Raw genomic sequence first — 16,708 nt, 5'->3', positions numbered from 1 at the left:
CGCCCGGCGCCCGCGAATCACCACGCCCACGCCGAATCACCACCGCATTGGCGCCGATGGGGCGGTGATTCGCGAAACGAGTGGTGATTCGCGACGAGAGCGGGCTCAGGCCGAGAAGCCCTCGCCGATCAGCTCGATGAGCTCTTCGCGCTCTTCGACCGAGAGGAAGGCGCCCGCGGCGGCGTTCAGCTGGAAGGCCTCGAGGTCTTCGAGGCGGTAGTCGAACGTCTCGGCGAGCAGCGCCAGCTCGCGCGTGAGCGAGGTGCGGCTCATCGTGCGGTTGTCGACGTTCACGGTGACGGCGAAGCCCAGCTGGTAGAGCAGGTCGAACGGGTGGTCTTCGAGGGCCGTGCCCCAGCGCGCGATGGCGCCGGTCTGCAGGTTCGAGGACGGCGACAGCTCGAGCGGGATCTCGCGGTCGCGCACCCAGCGCGCCAGGTCGCCGAAGGTGACGAGCACCTCATCGCCCTTCTGCTGCACCACGTCGAGGTCTTCGGCGATGCGCACCCCGTGGCCGAGGCGCAGCGCGCGCCCGTCGATGAGGGCCGAGCGGATCGAGTCGAGCCCCGCCGCCTCACCGGCGTGCACGGTGACCGGGAAGAACGCGGATGCCAGGTAGTCGAACGCCGCCCGGTGGTTCGAGGCGGGGAAGCCGTCTTCGGGGCCGGCGATGTCGAACCCGACGGCGCCGCGACCGCGGAAGTCGACCGCGAGCTTCGCGATCTCGAGCGAGCGGTCGGTGTGGCGCATCGCGGTGATCAGCTGCCCGACGCGGATGTCGCGGCCCGAGCCCGACACCTCGTCTTCGCCCTCTTCGATGCCCTCCTGCACGGCTTCGACGGCCTCTTCGAGCGACAGCCCGCCGGCGAGGTGCTGCTCGGGCGCCCAGCGCACCTCGCCGTAGATCACGCCGTCGGCGGCGAGGTCTTCGACGAACTCGCGCGCGACGCGGCGGAGCCCGTCGGCGGTCTGCATGACCGCCGTGGTGAGGTCGAACGTCTTCAGGTACTCCACGAGCGAGCCCGAGTCGCTCTGGTCTTCGAACCAGTCGGCGAGGTCGTCGGCGTCACTTTCGGGCACCTCGAGGTCGACGGCCTCGGCGAGCTCGATGATGGTCTGCGGGCGCAGCGCCCCGTCGAGGTGGTCGTGCAGCGACACCTTGGGAAGCGAACGGATCGAGACGCCGTCAAGCATCGCGTCGCCGTGCTGGTCGATGGCCATGGTGGCTCCTTGTGTTTTCGACGGGGTGTCGGGCAGGTCAGGCGGTGATGCGTTCGAGGACGAGCGGGGTGGATGCCGGGGCATCCGCTCCGATCTCCCACGCGCCCTCGAGGGCGTCGAGGGCGCGGCCGAACCGGGTGTCATCATCGGCCAGCAAGGTGAACAGCGGCTGACCGGCCTGCACCTCGTCGCCGGGCCTGGCGTGCAGATCGATGCCCGCCGAATGGATGACGGGGTCTTGCGCCCGCGCGCGGCCGGCGCCGAGCCGCCAGGCGGCGATGCCGAACGGCAGCGCGTCGAGGCGGGTGAGCACGCCCGAGGCGGGTGCGAGCACGGTGTGGGTCTCGCGCGGGGCGGGAAGGGCCGCGTCGGGGTCGCCGTCCTGCGCGCGGATCATCTCGCGCCAGGCATCCATGGCCTGCCCGTTCTGCAGCGCCTTCTCGACGTCGGCGTCGGGCTGACCGGCGAGGGTCAGCATCTCGCGGGCGAGGGCGACGGTGAGCTCGACGATGTCGGCGGGGCCGCCGCCGGCGAGCACCTCGACCGATTCGCGCACCTCGTTGGCGTTGCCGATCGTGAGCCCGAGCGGGGTGTTCATGTCGGTGAGCAGGGCCGTCGTCGCGACGCCCGAGTCGGTGCCGAGGGCGACCATCGTGCGGGCGAGCTCGCGTGCCATGTCGACGTCGCGCATGAACGCGCCGCCGCCGAACTTCACGTCGAGCACGAGCGCGCCGGTTCCTTCGGCGATCTTCTTCGACATGATGCTCGACGCGATCAGCGGGATCGCCTCGACCGTTCCGGTCACGTCGCGCAGGGCGTAGAGACGCTTGTCGGCGGGCGCGAGGCCCGTGCCGGCGGCGCAGATGACGGCCCCGACGCCGCGCAGCTGCGCGGTGATCTCGTCGTTCGACAGCGCCGCGCGCCAGCCCGGGATCGACTCGAGCTTGTCGAGCGTGCCGCCCGTGTGGCCGAGGCCGCGCCCCGAGAGCTGCGGCACGGCGACGCCGAACGACGCCACGAGCGGCGCGAGCGGCAGGGTGATCTTGTCGCCCACCCCGCCGGTGGAGTGCTTGTCGACCGTCGGCTTGCCGAGACCGGCGAAGCTCATGCGCTCACCCGAGGCGATCATCGCGTCGGTCATCACGCGGATCTCGTCGCGCGTCATGCCGTTGAGCAGCACCGCCATCGCGAAGGCGGCCATCTGCGAGTCGGCGACGTATTCGCGCGTGTAGGCGTCGACCATCCAGCGCAGGGCGTCTTCGGGCACCTGGCCCTTGTCGCGCTTGATGCGGATGACGTCGACCGCGTCGAACGGTTCGGGTGCGCTCATCGTGCCGCCTCCAGGTCTCGGGGGCCGAAGGCATCCGGTAGCACCTCGTCGATCGTGCGGATGCCCGACACGGTTTCGAGCAGCATGCCCGGCAGGGCGAACTCGTTCAGCAGCTGGCGGCAGCGGCCGCACGGCATGATCGTCTCGCCCGCGCCGTTGACGCACACGAACGCGACCAGCTGGCCGCCGCCCGACATGTGCAGGTCGCCGACGAGCGCGCACTCCGCGCACAGTCCCACGCCGTACGAGGCGTTCTCGACGTTGCAGCCGGCCACGATGCGGCCGTCGCCGACGAGCGCCGCGGCGCCCACCTTGTAGCGCGAATAGGGCGCATAGGCGCGCGCCATGGCATCCGTGGCCACGCGGCGCAGTTCGTCCCAATCGATGTCGGTCATCGGGGCTGTCACTCCTTGATATAGGGCTTGCCGGATGCCGCGGGCCCGCGTATCTGGCCGGCGAAACCGGCCACCGCGAGGATCGTCACGACGTAGGGCAGCATGAGCATGAACTCGCTGGGGATCGGCGTCTTAAGGATCGTCAGCAGGTTCTGCAGGTTGGTCGCGAAGCCGAACAGGAGCGCGGCGAGCGCGGCGCGGATCGGGTCCCACCGGCCGAAGATGACGGCGGCGAGGGCGATGAAGCCGAGGCCCGCGGTCATGTCCTTGCCGAACTGGGGCACCGAGACGAGCGTGAAGTACGCGCCGCCGATACCGGCGATGGCGCCCGCGAGCGACACGTTCCAGAAGCGCGACGTGTTCACCTTGATGCCGACGGTGTCGGCCGCCTGGGGGTGCTCGCCGACGGCGCGCAGCCGCAGGCCCCACCGGGTGCGGTAGAGGCCCCACGCGACGAGCGCGACGGTGACGAACATCAGGTAGACGATGAAGGTCTGGTTGAACAGCACCGGGCCGATCACGGGGATCTCGCTGAGGCCCGGGATCTGGATGCGGCTGAAGCGCTCGGGCCGGTTGAGCTGCTGCTCGTTCGGCACGAGGAGCGCCCCGTAGAGAAAGCCGGTGAGGCCCGTGACGAGCACGTTCAGCACGACGCCGACGATCACCTGGTCGACCAGGTACTTGATCGCGAAGGCGGCGAGCACGAAGGCGACCAGCACACCGCCGAGCATGGCGCCGAGCAGACCCACGAACGGGTTGCCAGTCATGCTCGACAGCAGCGCCGCCGAGAACGCGCCGAGCAGCAGCTGACCTTCGATCGCGACGTTGACGACGCCGACCCGTTCGCCGATCACGCCGCCCAGGGCACCGAAGACGAGCGGCACCGACAGCGACACCGCGCCGAACAGCAGGCTCGGCACGGGCACGAGACCGCCCGCGCCTGCCCAGACGAGGAACGCGAACACGCCCAGCACGCTGAAGGCGATCGTGAGCCACAGCGGCTGACGGCGGTACGACCAGGCCATCCAGATCGAGACGAGCGTCAGCACCACGAGCACCGCCCAGACGAACCACGCGGTGGGCGCGGTCGGCACGTCGATGTCGGGCAGGGCGAACGACTGCGACGGGTCGCCGAGGCGGAAGGTCGATACGCCGTCACGCGGGGCGAAGGCGAACAGCGCGCCCAGCAGCACGGTGACGACGGCGAGGACGATGGGCGCCTTGAAATGGCGCTCCTTCACGACGGCGAGCTGGATCGTGCCGTCGAGCTGCTCGATCTGCGCGGCGGGCTGCCCCGTCGCTGCGGAGGTCTCGGGAACCGGGGCGCTCATGCGGCCACCGCCTTCTTGGCCGCCTTGGCGCGCGCGGCGGCGGCCTTCTCGGCATCGGTCTTGGGCAGGAAGAACACGGCGCGCAGCAGAGGCGGCGCCGCGATGAACAGCACGATCAGCGACTGCACGACGAGCACGATGTCGACGGGGATTCCCTGCGCCTGCATCGAGAACGACCCCGCTTTGAGGGCGCCGAACAGGATGCCTGCGGCGAAGGTTCCCCACGCCCGGCTGCGGCCGAGGAGGGCCACCGTGATGGCGTCGAAGCCGATGCCGGCATCGATGGTCGCCCCGAAGCCGGTCGTCACGTTGCCCTGGATCTGGTTCATCGCCGCGAGGCCCGCGAGGCCGCCGGCGAAGAGCATCGCGTAGATGTAGAGGCGGTCGACGCTCATGCCCGCCGCGCGAGCGGCGTGCGGGTTCTCACCGAGGGCCCGCAGGCGCAGGCCGAGGCTCGAGCGCTCGATCAGCCACCACACGAACACGGTCGCGGCGATGACGATGACGAAGCCCCAGTCGAGGTTCGGGAACTGCGGCCCGAGCAGGTCGGGGAACTGCGCCGATGCGGGGGTGGGCCGGGTCTGCGGCTGGTTGCTGCCGGCGGCCTGCAGCAGGCCGGGCGTCCGCAGCATCCAGAGCAGCAGGTAGAACGCGACGTAGTTGAGCATGATCGTGAGGATCACCTCGTGCGCGCCGGTCTTGGCCTTCAGGAGGCCCACCAGGCCGCCCCAGAGCGCCCCGCCGACGATGCCGGCGAGGAGCGTCAGGGGCAGGTGGATCCACATCGGCAGGTCGAGGTTGAAAGCGAACAGGCCCGCGAACATCGCACCGATGAGCATCTGACCGCGCGCGCCGATGTTGAACATGCCGGCGCGGAACGCGAGGGCCACACCGAGGCCGGCCGCGATGAGCGGGGCGGCGAATCCGAGCGAGTTCGTGATCGGGCGGATCTGCGCCGCGAAGTCGTTGCCCTTGGGGTTGAACACCGCTCCGCGGAACAGCGCCTCGTAGCCGCCGGAGACCGACTTCCAGATGGCGACGAACGTGTCGCCGGGGCGCGAGAAGAAGTACCCGGCGGCGGCCTGCACGTCTTTGTCGGTCAGGGCGATGAGCACACCGCCGACGAGCATGGCCAGCACGATCGCGAGGATCGTGGTGACGGCGCTGCCGCGCATCAGCTCGCGCAGGAACACGGCGCTGCGCGTCGGCGGTGCGTCGCCGAAGAGCGGTCCGACGGCACGCGGGGTGTCTTCGGGGCGCGCGCTGTGCTCGACTTCGTGAGTGGGTGTCGACTCGCTCACGCGGCCACCTCCGGTTCGGTCTCGCCGGCCATCATGAGGCCGAGCGTGTCTCGGGGCGTGTCGCCGGGAACGATGCCGACGACGGTGCCGCGGTACATCACCGCGATGCGGTCGGCCAGGGCGCTGACCTCGTCGAGCTCGGTCGAGACGACGATGATCGGGATGCCGGAGTCACGCGTTTCGATGATGCGTTTGTGGATGAACTCGATCGACCCGACGTCGACGCCGCGCGTCGGCTGGGCGACGACGAGCAGCCGCAGCTCGCGGCTCATCTCGCGGGCGATGACGACCTTCTGCTGGTTGCCGCCGGAGAGCGTGCCGGCCGCGGTCTGCGGACCCTGCGTGCGGATGTCGTATTCGGCGATGCGGTCGCGGGCGAAGGTGTCCATCGCGCCGCGGCGGAGCGTTCCCGCCCGCGCGAAGGCGGGGTCGGAGGAACGGTCGAGGATGAGGTTCTCGGCGACCGAGAAGCCGCCGACGAGGCCGTCCTCTTTGCGGTCTTCGGGCACGAACCCGACACCCTCGCCGAGGATCGCGTGCACGCTCTTGCCGACGAGCTCGGTGCCGCCGAGGCTGATCGAGCCCTCGACGCGCGGGGCGAGGCCGACGATGGCCTCGACGAGTTCGGTCTGGCCGTTGCCCTGCACGCCCGCGACGGCGAGGATCTCGCCCGGCCGCACGTCGAACGAGACGCCGTCGACGACGATGGCGCCGGTCGTGGTGAGCACGCGCAGGTCGCGCACCTCGAGGCCGCCGTCCCCCAGGTGCGGGGCGTCTTTGTGCACGGTCAGCTCGACGGCGCGGCCGACCATGAGCGAGGCGAGCTCGGCGTTGGTCGCGGTGGGCGACGCCTCGCCGACGACCTTGCCGAGGCGGATGACCGTGATGCGGTCGGCCACTTCGCGCACCTCGCGCAGCTTGTGGGTGATGAAGACGATGGATGTCCCCTCGTCGCGCAACTGGCGCATGATCGCCATCAGCTCGTCGGTCTCCTGCGGGGTGAGGACGGCGGTGGGCTCGTCGAACACGAGCACCTTCGCGTCGCGGGAGAGCGCCTTGATGATCTCGACCCGCTGCTGCACGCCGACGGGCAGGTCGCCGACCAGGGCATCCGGATCGATGTCGAACCCGAAGCGCTGCGCCACCTCGCGCACGTGCTTTCGGGCGGCGTTCAGGTCGAGACGACCGAACGCCTTGGTGTCTTCGTGGCCGAGCATGACGTTCTCGGCGACGGTGAAGACGGGGATCAGCATGAAGTGCTGGTGCACCATGCCGATGCCGGCAGCCATCGCATCACCGGGGCCCCGGAAGTTCTGCGGCACATCGTCGAGGAGGATCTCGCCCTCGTCTGCGCGGTACAGGCCGTACAGCACGTTCATCAGCGTGGACTTGCCGGCGCCGTTCTCACCGAGGAGAGCGTGGATCTCTCCCGGCTGGACCACGACATCGATGTGGTCGTTGGCGACGAGGCTGCCGAATCTCTTGGTGATTCCGCGGAGCTCGAGCTTCATATCAAAACCCTACCTGGGTCGGTTCTCTGGCTGGGGGGGTGACCGGACGCCACTCGGGGCGAGCAGCACGCGGCTGCTCGCCCCGAGGGCAGACAGGGTCAGATCACGAACCGGCGGGCGAGTTCTTCGACTCGACCTTGATGGTGCCGGCGATGATGTCGTCCTGCAGCTTCTTCAGCTCGTCGGTGAGACCGGCGGGCAGCTTCGACTCGAAGTCGTGGAAGCTCGAGAGCTTGACGCCCTCGTTCTTCAGCGTGCCGATGTACGGCGTCGGGTCGAAGTCGCCCTTCGACGCGGCGATGGTGGTGTCGTACACCGAGACGTCGATCGCCTTCATGATCGAGACGAGCGTGATGTCGGAGACCGAGGGGTCGGCGACGGCGAGGTCGCTGTCGACGCCGAGCATGAGCGTGTCCTTGCCGCTGTCCTTGATGGCGGCCGCCGCGCTCTGGTAGACCGGGCCGCCGACGGGCAGGATGACGTCGACGCCCTGGTCGAGCACGCCCTGAGCGGTCTGCTTGGCGGTGTCGTTCGCGTCGAAGCCGCCCGTGAACGAGCCCTCCTGCGTCGCACTGTCCCACCCGAAGACCTGGACGTTCGCGCCCTTGTCCTCGTTGTACTTCTTGACGCCCATCTCGTAGCCGTCCATGAAGACCGCGACCGAGGGGATCTGCATGCCGCCGAAGGTGCCGACCTTGTTGACGCCGGCCTGGGCCGACCAGGCCGCGGCGGCGTAGCCGCCGAGGTAGGCGGCCTCGGCCGTGTTGAAGACGAGGGGCTTGATGTTCGGCGCGTCGGGCTCGCCGTCGAAGTCGGCGTCGGCGTAGTCGTCGATGATCGCGAAGTCGAGGTCGGGGTTGGCGTTCGCCGACTCGATCGTGGCGGCGGCGAGCTTGAAGCCGACGGCGACCACGAGCGTGCAGCCCTCGGAGATGGCGGTCTGCATGTTCGGCGCGTAGTCGTTGTCGGTCTTCGACTCGAACTCGAGCGGCGTCACGCCGATCTCCTTGGCCGCCTTGTCCATGCCGTTCTTGGCCGACTCGTTGAACGACTTGTCGTTCCAGCCGCCCGCGTCAGAGACCAGGCAGGGGAGGAACCCGTCGACGGTGCCGCCGGCGGCGGCCGATCCGGTCGAGTCTGCGTCAGGCGCCGAGCCACAGCCGGCGAGAGCGATGATGAGCCCGGCAGCGGCGGTGATGCCGGCGAGCTTCTTGGTGGTCGAGATGGTCAATGCAGCCTCCACATTGATGGGCACGCGGATCTCGCGGGCGCACCTGATCGAAGTTACCTACTGTGACGGGGCGTTTGCACGCCGCGCGGGCCCGTGCAACCCAATGGTTACAAAGACGCAATGATCTCGCGTCAGAGCACGTCTCCGCGACCGGTGAGCTTCAAGGCATCCACCACGCCCTTCACCCGCTGGGCGTGCTCGCTCGTGGTGACCAGCAGCGCATCGGGTGTGTCCACGACGACGATGTCCTTCACCCCGATGAGGCTGATGACCCGGGTCGTGTGGCTGACGACGATGCCGCTCGCGGCGTCGGAGAGGATGCGGGCGTTCTCGCCGAGGATCGCGAGGTCGTTCTTGCGCCCGCCGGAGTTGAGCTTCGCGAGGCTCGCGAAGTCTCCCACGTCGTCCCAGTCGAAGTGCCCGGGCACGACCGCGAGGCGGCCCTTGTCGGCGGCGGGCTCGGCGACGACGTAGTCGATCGCGATCTTCGGCAGGATCGGCCAGATGCGGTCGACGGCGGGTCCGCGGCGGTCGCGGTCATCCCACGCCTCGGCGAGCTCGACGAGGCCGGCGTGCAGTTCGGGGTTGTTCGCCGCGATCTCGGCCAGCAGCACGTCGGCGCGCGAGATGAACATGCCGGCGTTCCACAGGTAATCGCGGTCGGCGAGGTAGGTCTTCGCCGTCTCGAGGTCGGGCTTCTCGACGAAGCGCTCGACGAGCGAGGCATCCCGCGCGCCGTCGACGACGAGCTCTGCGCCGCGCTTGATGTAGCCGAACCCGACGGCGGGCTCGGAGGGGGCGATGCCGACGGTGCAGATGTAGCCCTCGCGGGCGACCTCGACGGCGTCGCGCACCGCGAACTCGAACACGCGCGTGCCGCGGATGACGTGGTCGGCCGCGAACGATCCGATGATCACGTCGGGTTCGCGGCGGTGCAGGATCGCGGCGGCCAGACCGATCGCGGCGGCGGAGTCGCGGGGCTCGGACTCGAGGATGACGTTGTGGTCGGCGATGCCGGGCAGCTGATCCTCGACGGCGGCGCGGTGCGCGCGGCCGGTGACCACCGCGATGCGGTCGGGCCCGCTCAGCGGCTCGAGGCGGTCCCACGTGTCGCGCAGCAGCGAGTGCCCGGAGCCGGTGAGGTCGTGCAGGAACTTCGGGGCGTCCGCCCGGGAGAGGGGCCAGAGGCGGCTGCCGACGCCTCCCGCGGGGATAACGGCGTAGAAGTCGTCGATCGGTGAAGCCATGCCCCGAGCCTACCGAGGGCGCGGGCGCGCACCCGGGAGAACGCCGGGACCCTTCCGAAAGAAAGGGGATTCGTGCGGATTGTCTCGACATCGAGAGAACTTAGGGTGGCCTTCCTCGCCGCCCCGCGACGGGGCGACCTAGGATGAGAGGGCACCTGTGTGCGACGAGATGGGCCCCCGGTCACGGCCGGAGACCCGGCCGGACCCGGCCCCCGCCGTAGCGAGGTGTCCGTTCACACCAAGGGAGGACGACCGTGTCTGCACCAGCACGCGTCACACCGTCGGTAGCCCAGACCACGTCGAAGACCCCGCGCGGCACGCTGTACCGCGGCAACGAGGGCATGTGGTCGTGGGTTCTGCACCGCATCACCGGCGTCGCCATCTTCTTCTTCCTGCTCGTGCACGTGCTCGACACCGCGCTCATCCGCCTCTCCCCCGAGGCGTACGACGCGGTCATCGGCACGTACAAGAACCCGATCATGGGCATCGGCGAGGTCTTCCTGGTCGCCGCGATCGCCTACCACGCCTTCAACGGCCTGCGCATCATCGCGGTCGACCTGTGGCCGTGGGCGACCCGCCACCAGCGCCAGCTGTGGTGGGGCGTCATCGGCCTGTGGGCCGTGACACTCGCCGGGTTCGCGCCGCGCCACCTCATGAACGTCTTCGCGAACGTGGGAGGGGGGCACTGATGTCTTTCGTCCACGATGCTCAGGAGCGCGAGCTCGACGCGCACCTCGCCGACATCGCCGCGCCGCGCTCCCCGCGCCCGCGCGGCCGGGGGCGCAACCTCGAGAAGCTCGGCTGGCTGTACATGCGCATCTCGGGTGTGCTGCTCGTCGTGCTCATCTTCGGGCACCTCTTCGTGAACCTCATGCTCGGCGAGGGCATCCACGGCATCGACTTCGCGTTCGTCGCCGGCAAGTTCGCGAGCCCGTTCTGGCAGTGGTGGGACGTGCTGATGCTCTGGCTCGCCCTCATCCACGGCGCCAACGGCATGCGCACGATCGTGAACGACTACGTGACCGGCGCGACGACCCGGAAGGTGCTCGTCTGGGCCCTGTGGATCGCCGCCGGGTTCCTCATCCTCCTCGGCACGCTGGTGGTCTTCACCTTCGACCCGTGCCTGGGCATCGAGAACTCGACGACCGACTGGCTGATCGAGATGTGCTCGGCACGCTGAGCGGCGCGCACACGACCGCGCAGACGACAACGACGAAGAAGAAGACGAAGGCATCCCTGACGTGAGCACCGCGACCACCGCGCATCCCGAAGCCGTCCTGCGGGACGGTGTGTACTACCACGAGTTCGACATCGTCATCGTCGGCGCCGGCGGCGCGGGCATGCGCGCCGCGATCGAGGCGGGCCCCGGCGCCCGCACCGCCGTCATCACGAAGCTCTACCCGACCCGCTCGCACACCGGCGCCGCGCAGGGCGGCATGGCCGCCGCGCTCGCCAACGTCGAAGAGGACTCGTGGGAGTGGCACACCTTCGACACCGTCAAGGGCGGCGACTACCTCGTCGACCAGGATGCCGCGGAGATCCTCGCCAAGGAGGCGATCGACGCCGTGATCGACCTCGAGAACATGGGTCTGCCGTTCAACCGCACCCCCGAGGGCAAGATCGACCAGCGCCGCTTCGGCGGACACACCGCCGACCACGGCAAGACGCCCGTCCGTCGCGCCTGCTACGCCGCGGACCGCACGGGCCATATGATCCTGCAGACGCTGTTCCAGAACTGCGTCAAGCTCGGCATCAACTTCTTCAACGAGTACTACGCGCTCGACCTCATCACCGTGAAAGACGACGACGGCAACACCCAGGTCGCCGGCGTCGTCGCCTACGAGCTCGCGACCGGTGATCTCCACGTCTTCCACTCCAAGGCCGTCATCTTCGCGACCGGCGGGTTCGGAAAGATCTACAAGACGACCTCCAACGCCCACACCCTGACGGGCGACGGCGTCGGCATCGTGTGGCGCAAGGGTCTGCCGCTCGAGGACATCGAGTTCTTCCAGTTCCACCCGACCGGCCTCGCGGGTCTCGGCATCCTCCTCACCGAGGGCGCCCGCGGTGAGGGCGCGATCCTTCGCAACGCCTCGGGTGAGCGCTTCATGGAGCGCTACGCCCCGACGATCAAAGACCTCGCGCCCCGCGACATCGTCGCCCGCTGCATGGTCAAAGAGGTGCTCGAGGGCCGCGGCGCCGGCCCGCACAAGGACTACGTCTACCTCGACTGCACGCACCTGGGTGCCGAGGTGCTCGAGACGAAGCTCCCCGACATCACCGAGTTCGCCCGCACCTACCTCGGCGTCGACCCGGTGACCGAGCCCGTCCCGGTCATGCCGACGGCGCACTACGCCATGGGCGGCATCCCCACCAACAACAACGGTGAGGTGCTGCAGAACAACGACACCGTCGTGCCGGGCCTGTACGCCGCCGGCGAGTGCGCGTGCGTCTCGGTGCACGGAGCCAACCGTCTCGGCACCAACTCGCTCCTCGACATCAACGTGTTCGGCAAGCGCAGCGGCCGAAACGCCGTCGAGTACGTCCAGACGGCCGACTTCGTGCCGCTTCCCGAGGACCCGGCGAAGGAGGTCCGCGAGATGCTCGAGGGCCTGCGCAACAACCCCGGCACCGAGCGCATCGCCGTCCTCCGCAAGACGCTGCAGGAGGAGATGGATGCCAACGCGCAGGTCTTCCGCACGGAGGAGACTCTGACGAGCGTCTTGGGCACGATCCACGACCTGCGTCAGCGGTACAAGAACATCCACGTCGACGACAAGGGCAAGCGGTTCAACACCGACCTGCTCGAGGCCGTCGAGCTCGGCTTCCTGCTCGACCTCGCCGAGATCGTCGCCTACGCCGCCCGCAACCGCAAGGAGAGCCGCGGCGGCCACATGCGCGAGGACTATGAGAACCGCGACGACGAGAACTACATGCAGCACACGATGGCGTACCTCACGGGCGACCCGCACTCGCCCGACCCCGAGGACCACATCCGCCTGGACTGGAAGCCGGTCGTGTTCACGAAGAACGAGGCGGGCGAGTTGAACTACCCGCCGATGGAGAGGAAGTACTGATGACGCTCGTCGCCGACGATGCCGCCGTCGTGGAATCGACCGGCGAGGCCCCCATCCAGTCGTATCTCGTCACCTTCAACATCCGCCGATTCGACCCTGAGGTCGACGCCGAGCCGCGCTGGGTCGACTACGACGTCGAGCTCTACCCGACCGACCGCGTGCTGGACGCGCTGCACAAGATCAAGTGGGAGGTCGACGGGTCGCTGTCGTTCCGCCGGTCGTGCGCGCACGGCATCTGCGGATCGGACGCGATGCGCATCAACGGCCGCAACCGGCTGGCCTGCAAGACGCTGATCAAGGACCTCGACATCGCGAAGCCGATCTACGTCGAGGCGATCAAGGGCCTGCCGCTGGAGAAGGATCTCATCGTCGACATGGAGCCCTTCTTCGCGTCGTATCGCGAGGTTCAGCCGTTCCTCATCGCGAACTCGAAGCCGGAAGCCGGCAAGGAGCGCATCCAGTCGATCGCGGACCGCGAGATCTTCGACGACACGACCAAGTGCATCCTGTGCGCGGCGTGCACGTCGTCCTGCCCGGTGTTCTGGACGGACGGCCAGTACTTCGGCCCCGCCGCGATCGTCAACGCGCACCGCTTCATCTTCGATTCGCGAGACGACGCCGCGACGACCCGCCTCGACATCCTCAACGACAAGGAGGGCGTGTGGCGCTGCCGCACGACCTTCAACTGCACCGAGGCATGCCCCCGCGGCATCGAGGTGACCAAGGCCATCGCCGAGGTCAAGCAGGCGATCCTGCGGCACTGAGCCCGCCGCGCCGTCTCGCTATCCTGACGACGTGAGCGAACACCCTTCCTCCGCCCGCGCTGCGGCCGATTCGGCGCGCGCGGAAGAGGAGGGGCTGCGCGAGCGCTGGGAGAGCACCCAGGCATCCCTGCGGGAGCGATTCGACGCGCCGCTGAACGCCGCGACGGAGATCACGCGCAAGACGCTCGCGCTTTTCCCGGTGCGGGTGTGGCGGCACTTCCTGCAGCACAACGGGTTCCTCCTCGCCGCGGGGGTGAGCTATCAGGCGCTGTTCTCCTTCTTCGCGGTGATCTACGTCGCGTTCGCGGGCGTGGGTCTGTGGCTCGGCGGCAGCCCTGCCGCCGTGCAGGGCCTCATCGCGATCATCGACTCGTACATCCCCGGGCTCATCCGCCCGGAGGGTCAGGGCGGGGTGTTCACGACCGAGCAGGTCACCGAGATCGCGACCGGATCGACGGGCGTGCTGGCCGTCACCGGTGTCGTCGCGGTGCTCACCGCGATCTGGACCTCGATCGGGTTCGTGACCTTCACCCGCCGCGCAGTGCGCGACATCTTCGGACTGCCCTTCGACGACCGCTCGTACGTGCTGCTGAAGGCGCGCGACTTCGTGGCGGCGCTGCTGTTCGGGATCGCGCTGGTGCTCGGCTCGGCCGTCAGCTTCGCGGGCACCTGGGCGCTTGGCTGGATCTTCTCGCTGCTCGGCTGGAGCACCGCCTCCGGCTGGTATCGCCTCGGCCTCGGGCTCGTGTCGATCCTCGTGTCCGTCGCCGTGTTCACCGGGGCGCTGGCGCTGCTGTTCCGCTTCCTCACCGGCACGTCGCTCACCTGGCGACGGATCCGCCCCGGCGGGCTCTTCGGCGGCATCGCGCTGACCGTGCTGCAGCTCGGTGCCGGCTGGGTGCTCCGCTACACCCCGAGCAACCCGCTGCTGGCGACCTTCACGATCTTCATCGGCCTCCTGCTGTGGTTCCGCGTGATCGGGATCATCATCCTCGTCTCCGCCTCGTGGATCGCCGTCGCGGCGAGCGACGAGGACGAGCCGCTCGCGTACCTCAGCGACGCCGACCGGCTGCGCGAGGAGCACGCCGCGCTGCTGCTGGCCGCGCAGGTGCGCCTGCGCACGGCACGCGACGACCGCGCCGACGCCCCCTGGTACCGGCGCTTCGCCGCGACGCGGGCGGTGCGCGAGGCCGAGGCGGAGCTCGCCGAGGTCGAGGCGGCGGCGCCCGCGCCCGCGTCGCGGTGGCATACCGACCTGTTCGGGTGACGCGAGGCTCGTGTCGGCGGTCGTGATTAGGCTTTTGCGGTGCCCATCGAGTCATCCTCTTCCCCCCGCCTTCGCCTCGCCTCCGTCAATGTCAACGGCATCCGCGCCGCCGTCCGCAAGGGGATGAGCGCGTGGCTCGATGCCGCCGACGTCGATGTCCTGACCCTGCAGGAGGTGCGCGCCCAGGCATCCGATCTCGCCGCCGCCCTCCCGGGCTGGCACATCGTGAACGACGAGGCCCTCGCCAAGGGCCGCGCCGGCGTCGCGATCGCGGCCCGCGAGCCCCTCGACATCTGGCGCATCGACCTCGGCGACGAGACGCTCGACTCGCGCGGGCGCTGGGTCGAGGCCGACATCGAGGTCGCCGGCCGGAGGGTCACCGTCGTGAGCGCCTATGTGCACACCGGCGAGGACGGCACCCCGAAGCAGGACGCGAAGTACGCCTTCCTCGACGCGATGACGGCGCGGATGCCCCTGCTCGGCGAGCACGCGGTGATCACCGGTGACCTGAACGTCGGGCACCGCACCCTCGACATCCGCAACTGGAAGGGCAACGTCAAGAAGGCGGGCTTCCTGCCGCGCGAGCGCGCCTACTTCGACCGGTTCACCGGACCGGCGGGCGAAGAGGTCGAGGGCGTCGACGGGTCGACGGGCACCGGCCTCGGCTGGGTCGACGTCGGGCGCCGCTTCGCGGGAGAGGTCGACGGGCCGTACACGTGGTGGTCGAACCGCGGCAAGGCGTTCGACACCGACACGGGCTGGCGCATCGACTACCACCTCGCCACCCCCGCCCTGGCGGAGCGGGTCGTCGACTACCGCGTCGTGCGCGCACGCTCGTGGGACACCCGGTGGAGCGACCACGCGCCCGTCGTCGCCGACTACGTGTTCTGATCTGGGTCGAGGGCTCGGTCCCGCTCTGCGGGCGCGGCGGGGTCTGCGGGCGCGGCGGGGCACGAGGCATCCGCGGAATAGACTGGGGCGGTGACCAAACCTCGCCTCTACTCCGGAATGCAGCCGTCTGCCGACTCCCTCCAGGTCGGCAACTACATCGGTGCGCTCCTGCAGTGGCGCGATCTGCAGGATGCCTACGACGCGTTCTTCTCCGTCGTCGACCTGCACGCCCTCACTCAGCCGAACGACCCGGCAGAGCTCCGCGAGAAGACCCGCCGCACCGCCGCGCAGTACATCGCCGCGGGGATCGAGCCGTCGCGGTCGACCCTGTACGTGCAGTCGCACGTGGCCGCGCACGCCGAGCTGCAGTGGGTGCTGTCGACGATCACCGGATTCGGTGAAGCCGGGCGCATGACGCAGTTCAAAGACAAGTCGAGCCGCTACGGCGCCGACCAGACGAACGTGGGCCTGTTCACCTACCCGGTGCTGATGGCCGCCGACATCCTGCTCTACCAGACCGACATCGTGCCGGTCGGCGACGACCAGAAGCAGCACGTCGAGCTCACCCGCGACCTCGCCGAGCGGTTCAACGCGCGCTACGGCGAAACCTTCACCGTGCCCATTCCGGTGATCCAGAAAGACACCGCCCGCATCTACGACCTGCAGAACCCGACCGCGAAGATGTCGAAGTCGGCCGAGTCGGATGCCGGCGTGCTGTGGATGCTCGACGACCCGGCGGTCTCGGCCAAGAAGGTCATGCGCGCCGTCACCGACAACGACGGCACCGTGCGCTACGACCGTGAGTCGAAGCCCGGCGTCTCGAACCTGCTGACGATCTACGCCGCCCTCACAGGGCGCCAGATCCCCTCGATCGAAGACGAGTACGCCGGTCGCGGCTACGGCGACTTCAAGAAGGGTCTCGCCGAGGTCGTCGTGAACGAGTTCGGCCCCGTGCGCGAGCGCGCGCTCGAACTGCTCGCCGACCCCGCCGAGCTCGACCGCGTTCTGGCGTCCAACGCCGACCGCGCCGCCGAGGTCGCCGAGCGGACCCTCGGCGACGTCTACGACAAGATCGGGCTGCTGCGCCGCCGCTGAGCTCGGCATAAGCGGGGTGAGACGGGGCCGGGCGACCGGCCACGCCG

At 69.3% G+C, this 16,708-nt stretch carries 15 protein-coding genes; 7 read left to right on the top strand and 8 right to left on the bottom strand.

Translation table 11 applies throughout. The annotated features are described in order from the left end of the window. Positions 1-105 precede the first annotated feature (105 nt). From G3N18_RS04705 to G3N18_RS04670, 8 genes are all read right to left on the bottom strand, one after another. Positions 106-1,221 carry an adenosine deaminase gene (locus tag G3N18_RS04705; RefSeq protein WP_196383146.1) on the bottom strand — a complete coding sequence of 372 codons (1,116 nt, stop codon included), beginning with the start codon at positions 1,219-1,221 and terminating at the stop codon, positions 106-108. A 37-nt stretch (positions 1,222-1,258) separates the two neighbouring features. Next, positions 1,259-2,551, bottom strand: coding sequence for a thymidine phosphorylase (locus G3N18_RS04700; RefSeq protein WP_196383145.1), 1,293 nt, complete (start codon positions 2,549-2,551; stop codon positions 1,259-1,261). Next, positions 2,548-2,946, bottom strand: coding sequence for a cytidine deaminase (locus G3N18_RS04695; protein ID WP_196383144.1), 399 nt, complete (start codon positions 2,944-2,946; stop codon positions 2,548-2,550). Before G3N18_RS04695 ends, G3N18_RS04700 begins: the two co-directional genes overlap by 4 nt. An 8-nt stretch (positions 2,947-2,954) precedes the next feature. Continuing rightward, positions 2,955-4,277, bottom strand: a complete 1,323-nt coding sequence (locus G3N18_RS04690; RefSeq protein ID WP_206692966.1) for an ABC transporter permease — start codon at positions 4,275-4,277, stop codon at positions 2,955-2,957. Next, positions 4,274-5,578 carry an ABC transporter permease gene (locus G3N18_RS04685; protein ID WP_338038270.1) on the bottom strand — a complete coding sequence of 435 codons (1,305 nt, stop codon included), beginning with the start codon at positions 5,576-5,578 and terminating at the stop codon, positions 4,274-4,276. The genes G3N18_RS04690 and G3N18_RS04685 overlap by 4 nt, the downstream gene beginning before the upstream one ends. Then, positions 5,575-7,089, bottom strand: coding sequence for an ABC transporter ATP-binding protein (locus tag G3N18_RS04680; RefSeq protein WP_196383143.1), 1,515 nt, complete (start codon positions 7,087-7,089; stop codon positions 5,575-5,577). The genes G3N18_RS04685 and G3N18_RS04680 overlap by 4 nt, the downstream gene beginning before the upstream one ends. 103 nt (positions 7,090-7,192) lie before the next feature. Further along, on the bottom strand, positions 7,193-8,320 hold the full coding sequence (locus G3N18_RS04675; protein WP_196383142.1) for a BMP family lipoprotein: 1,128 nt from the start codon (positions 8,318-8,320) through the stop codon (positions 7,193-7,195). A gap of 131 nt (positions 8,321-8,451) precedes the next feature. Next, a complete protein-coding gene (locus G3N18_RS04670; protein ID WP_196383141.1) occupies positions 8,452-9,567 on the bottom strand; it encodes a mannose-1-phosphate guanylyltransferase in 1,116 nt (371 codons plus the stop codon). Positions 9,568-9,821: 254 nt separating this feature from the next. Here G3N18_RS04670 and sdhC point away from each other — a divergent pair, with 254 nt between their 5' ends. From sdhC to trpS, 7 genes are all read left to right on the top strand, one after another. Continuing rightward, positions 9,822-10,256: a succinate dehydrogenase, cytochrome b556 subunit gene (gene sdhC / locus G3N18_RS04665; RefSeq protein ID WP_196383140.1), complete on the top strand. Its 435-nt coding sequence runs from the start codon at positions 9,822-9,824 to the stop codon at positions 10,254-10,256. Next, positions 10,256-10,747 (top strand): succinate dehydrogenase hydrophobic membrane anchor subunit, encoded by a 492-nt coding sequence (locus G3N18_RS04660; protein ID WP_196383139.1) that lies wholly within the window; start codon positions 10,256-10,258, stop codon positions 10,745-10,747. The genes sdhC and G3N18_RS04660 overlap by 1 nt, the downstream gene beginning before the upstream one ends. 61 nt (positions 10,748-10,808) lie before the next feature. After that, entirely contained in the window at positions 10,809-12,644 is a 1,836-nt protein-coding gene (gene sdhA / locus G3N18_RS04655) for a succinate dehydrogenase flavoprotein subunit (protein WP_196383138.1), read from the top strand. Beyond that, on the top strand, positions 12,644-13,408 hold the full coding sequence (locus G3N18_RS04650; protein WP_196383137.1) for a succinate dehydrogenase iron-sulfur subunit: 765 nt from the start codon (positions 12,644-12,646) through the stop codon (positions 13,406-13,408). The genes sdhA and G3N18_RS04650 overlap by 1 nt, the downstream gene beginning before the upstream one ends. Before the next feature lie 31 nt (positions 13,409-13,439). Next, positions 13,440-14,675, top strand: coding sequence for a YhjD/YihY/BrkB family envelope integrity protein (locus G3N18_RS04645; RefSeq protein WP_196383136.1), 1,236 nt, complete (start codon positions 13,440-13,442; stop codon positions 14,673-14,675). Between the two features lie 39 nt (positions 14,676-14,714). Next, positions 14,715-15,566, top strand: coding sequence for an exodeoxyribonuclease III (locus G3N18_RS04640; protein ID WP_338038269.1), 852 nt, complete (start codon positions 14,715-14,717; stop codon positions 15,564-15,566). A gap of 90 nt (positions 15,567-15,656) precedes the next feature. After that, positions 15,657-16,661, top strand: coding sequence for a tryptophan--tRNA ligase (gene trpS / locus G3N18_RS04635; protein ID WP_196383135.1), 1,005 nt, complete (start codon positions 15,657-15,659; stop codon positions 16,659-16,661). The last annotated feature ends 47 nt before the right edge of the window (positions 16,662-16,708 follow it).

This window comes from Microbacterium paulum, assembly GCF_015707995.1.
Taxonomy (GTDB): Bacteria; Actinomycetota; Actinomycetes; order Actinomycetales; family Microbacteriaceae; genus Microbacterium; species Microbacterium paulum.
Note: the sequence above shows the minus strand (reverse complement) of the source record. Positions and strands in the feature narration are given on the sequence as shown.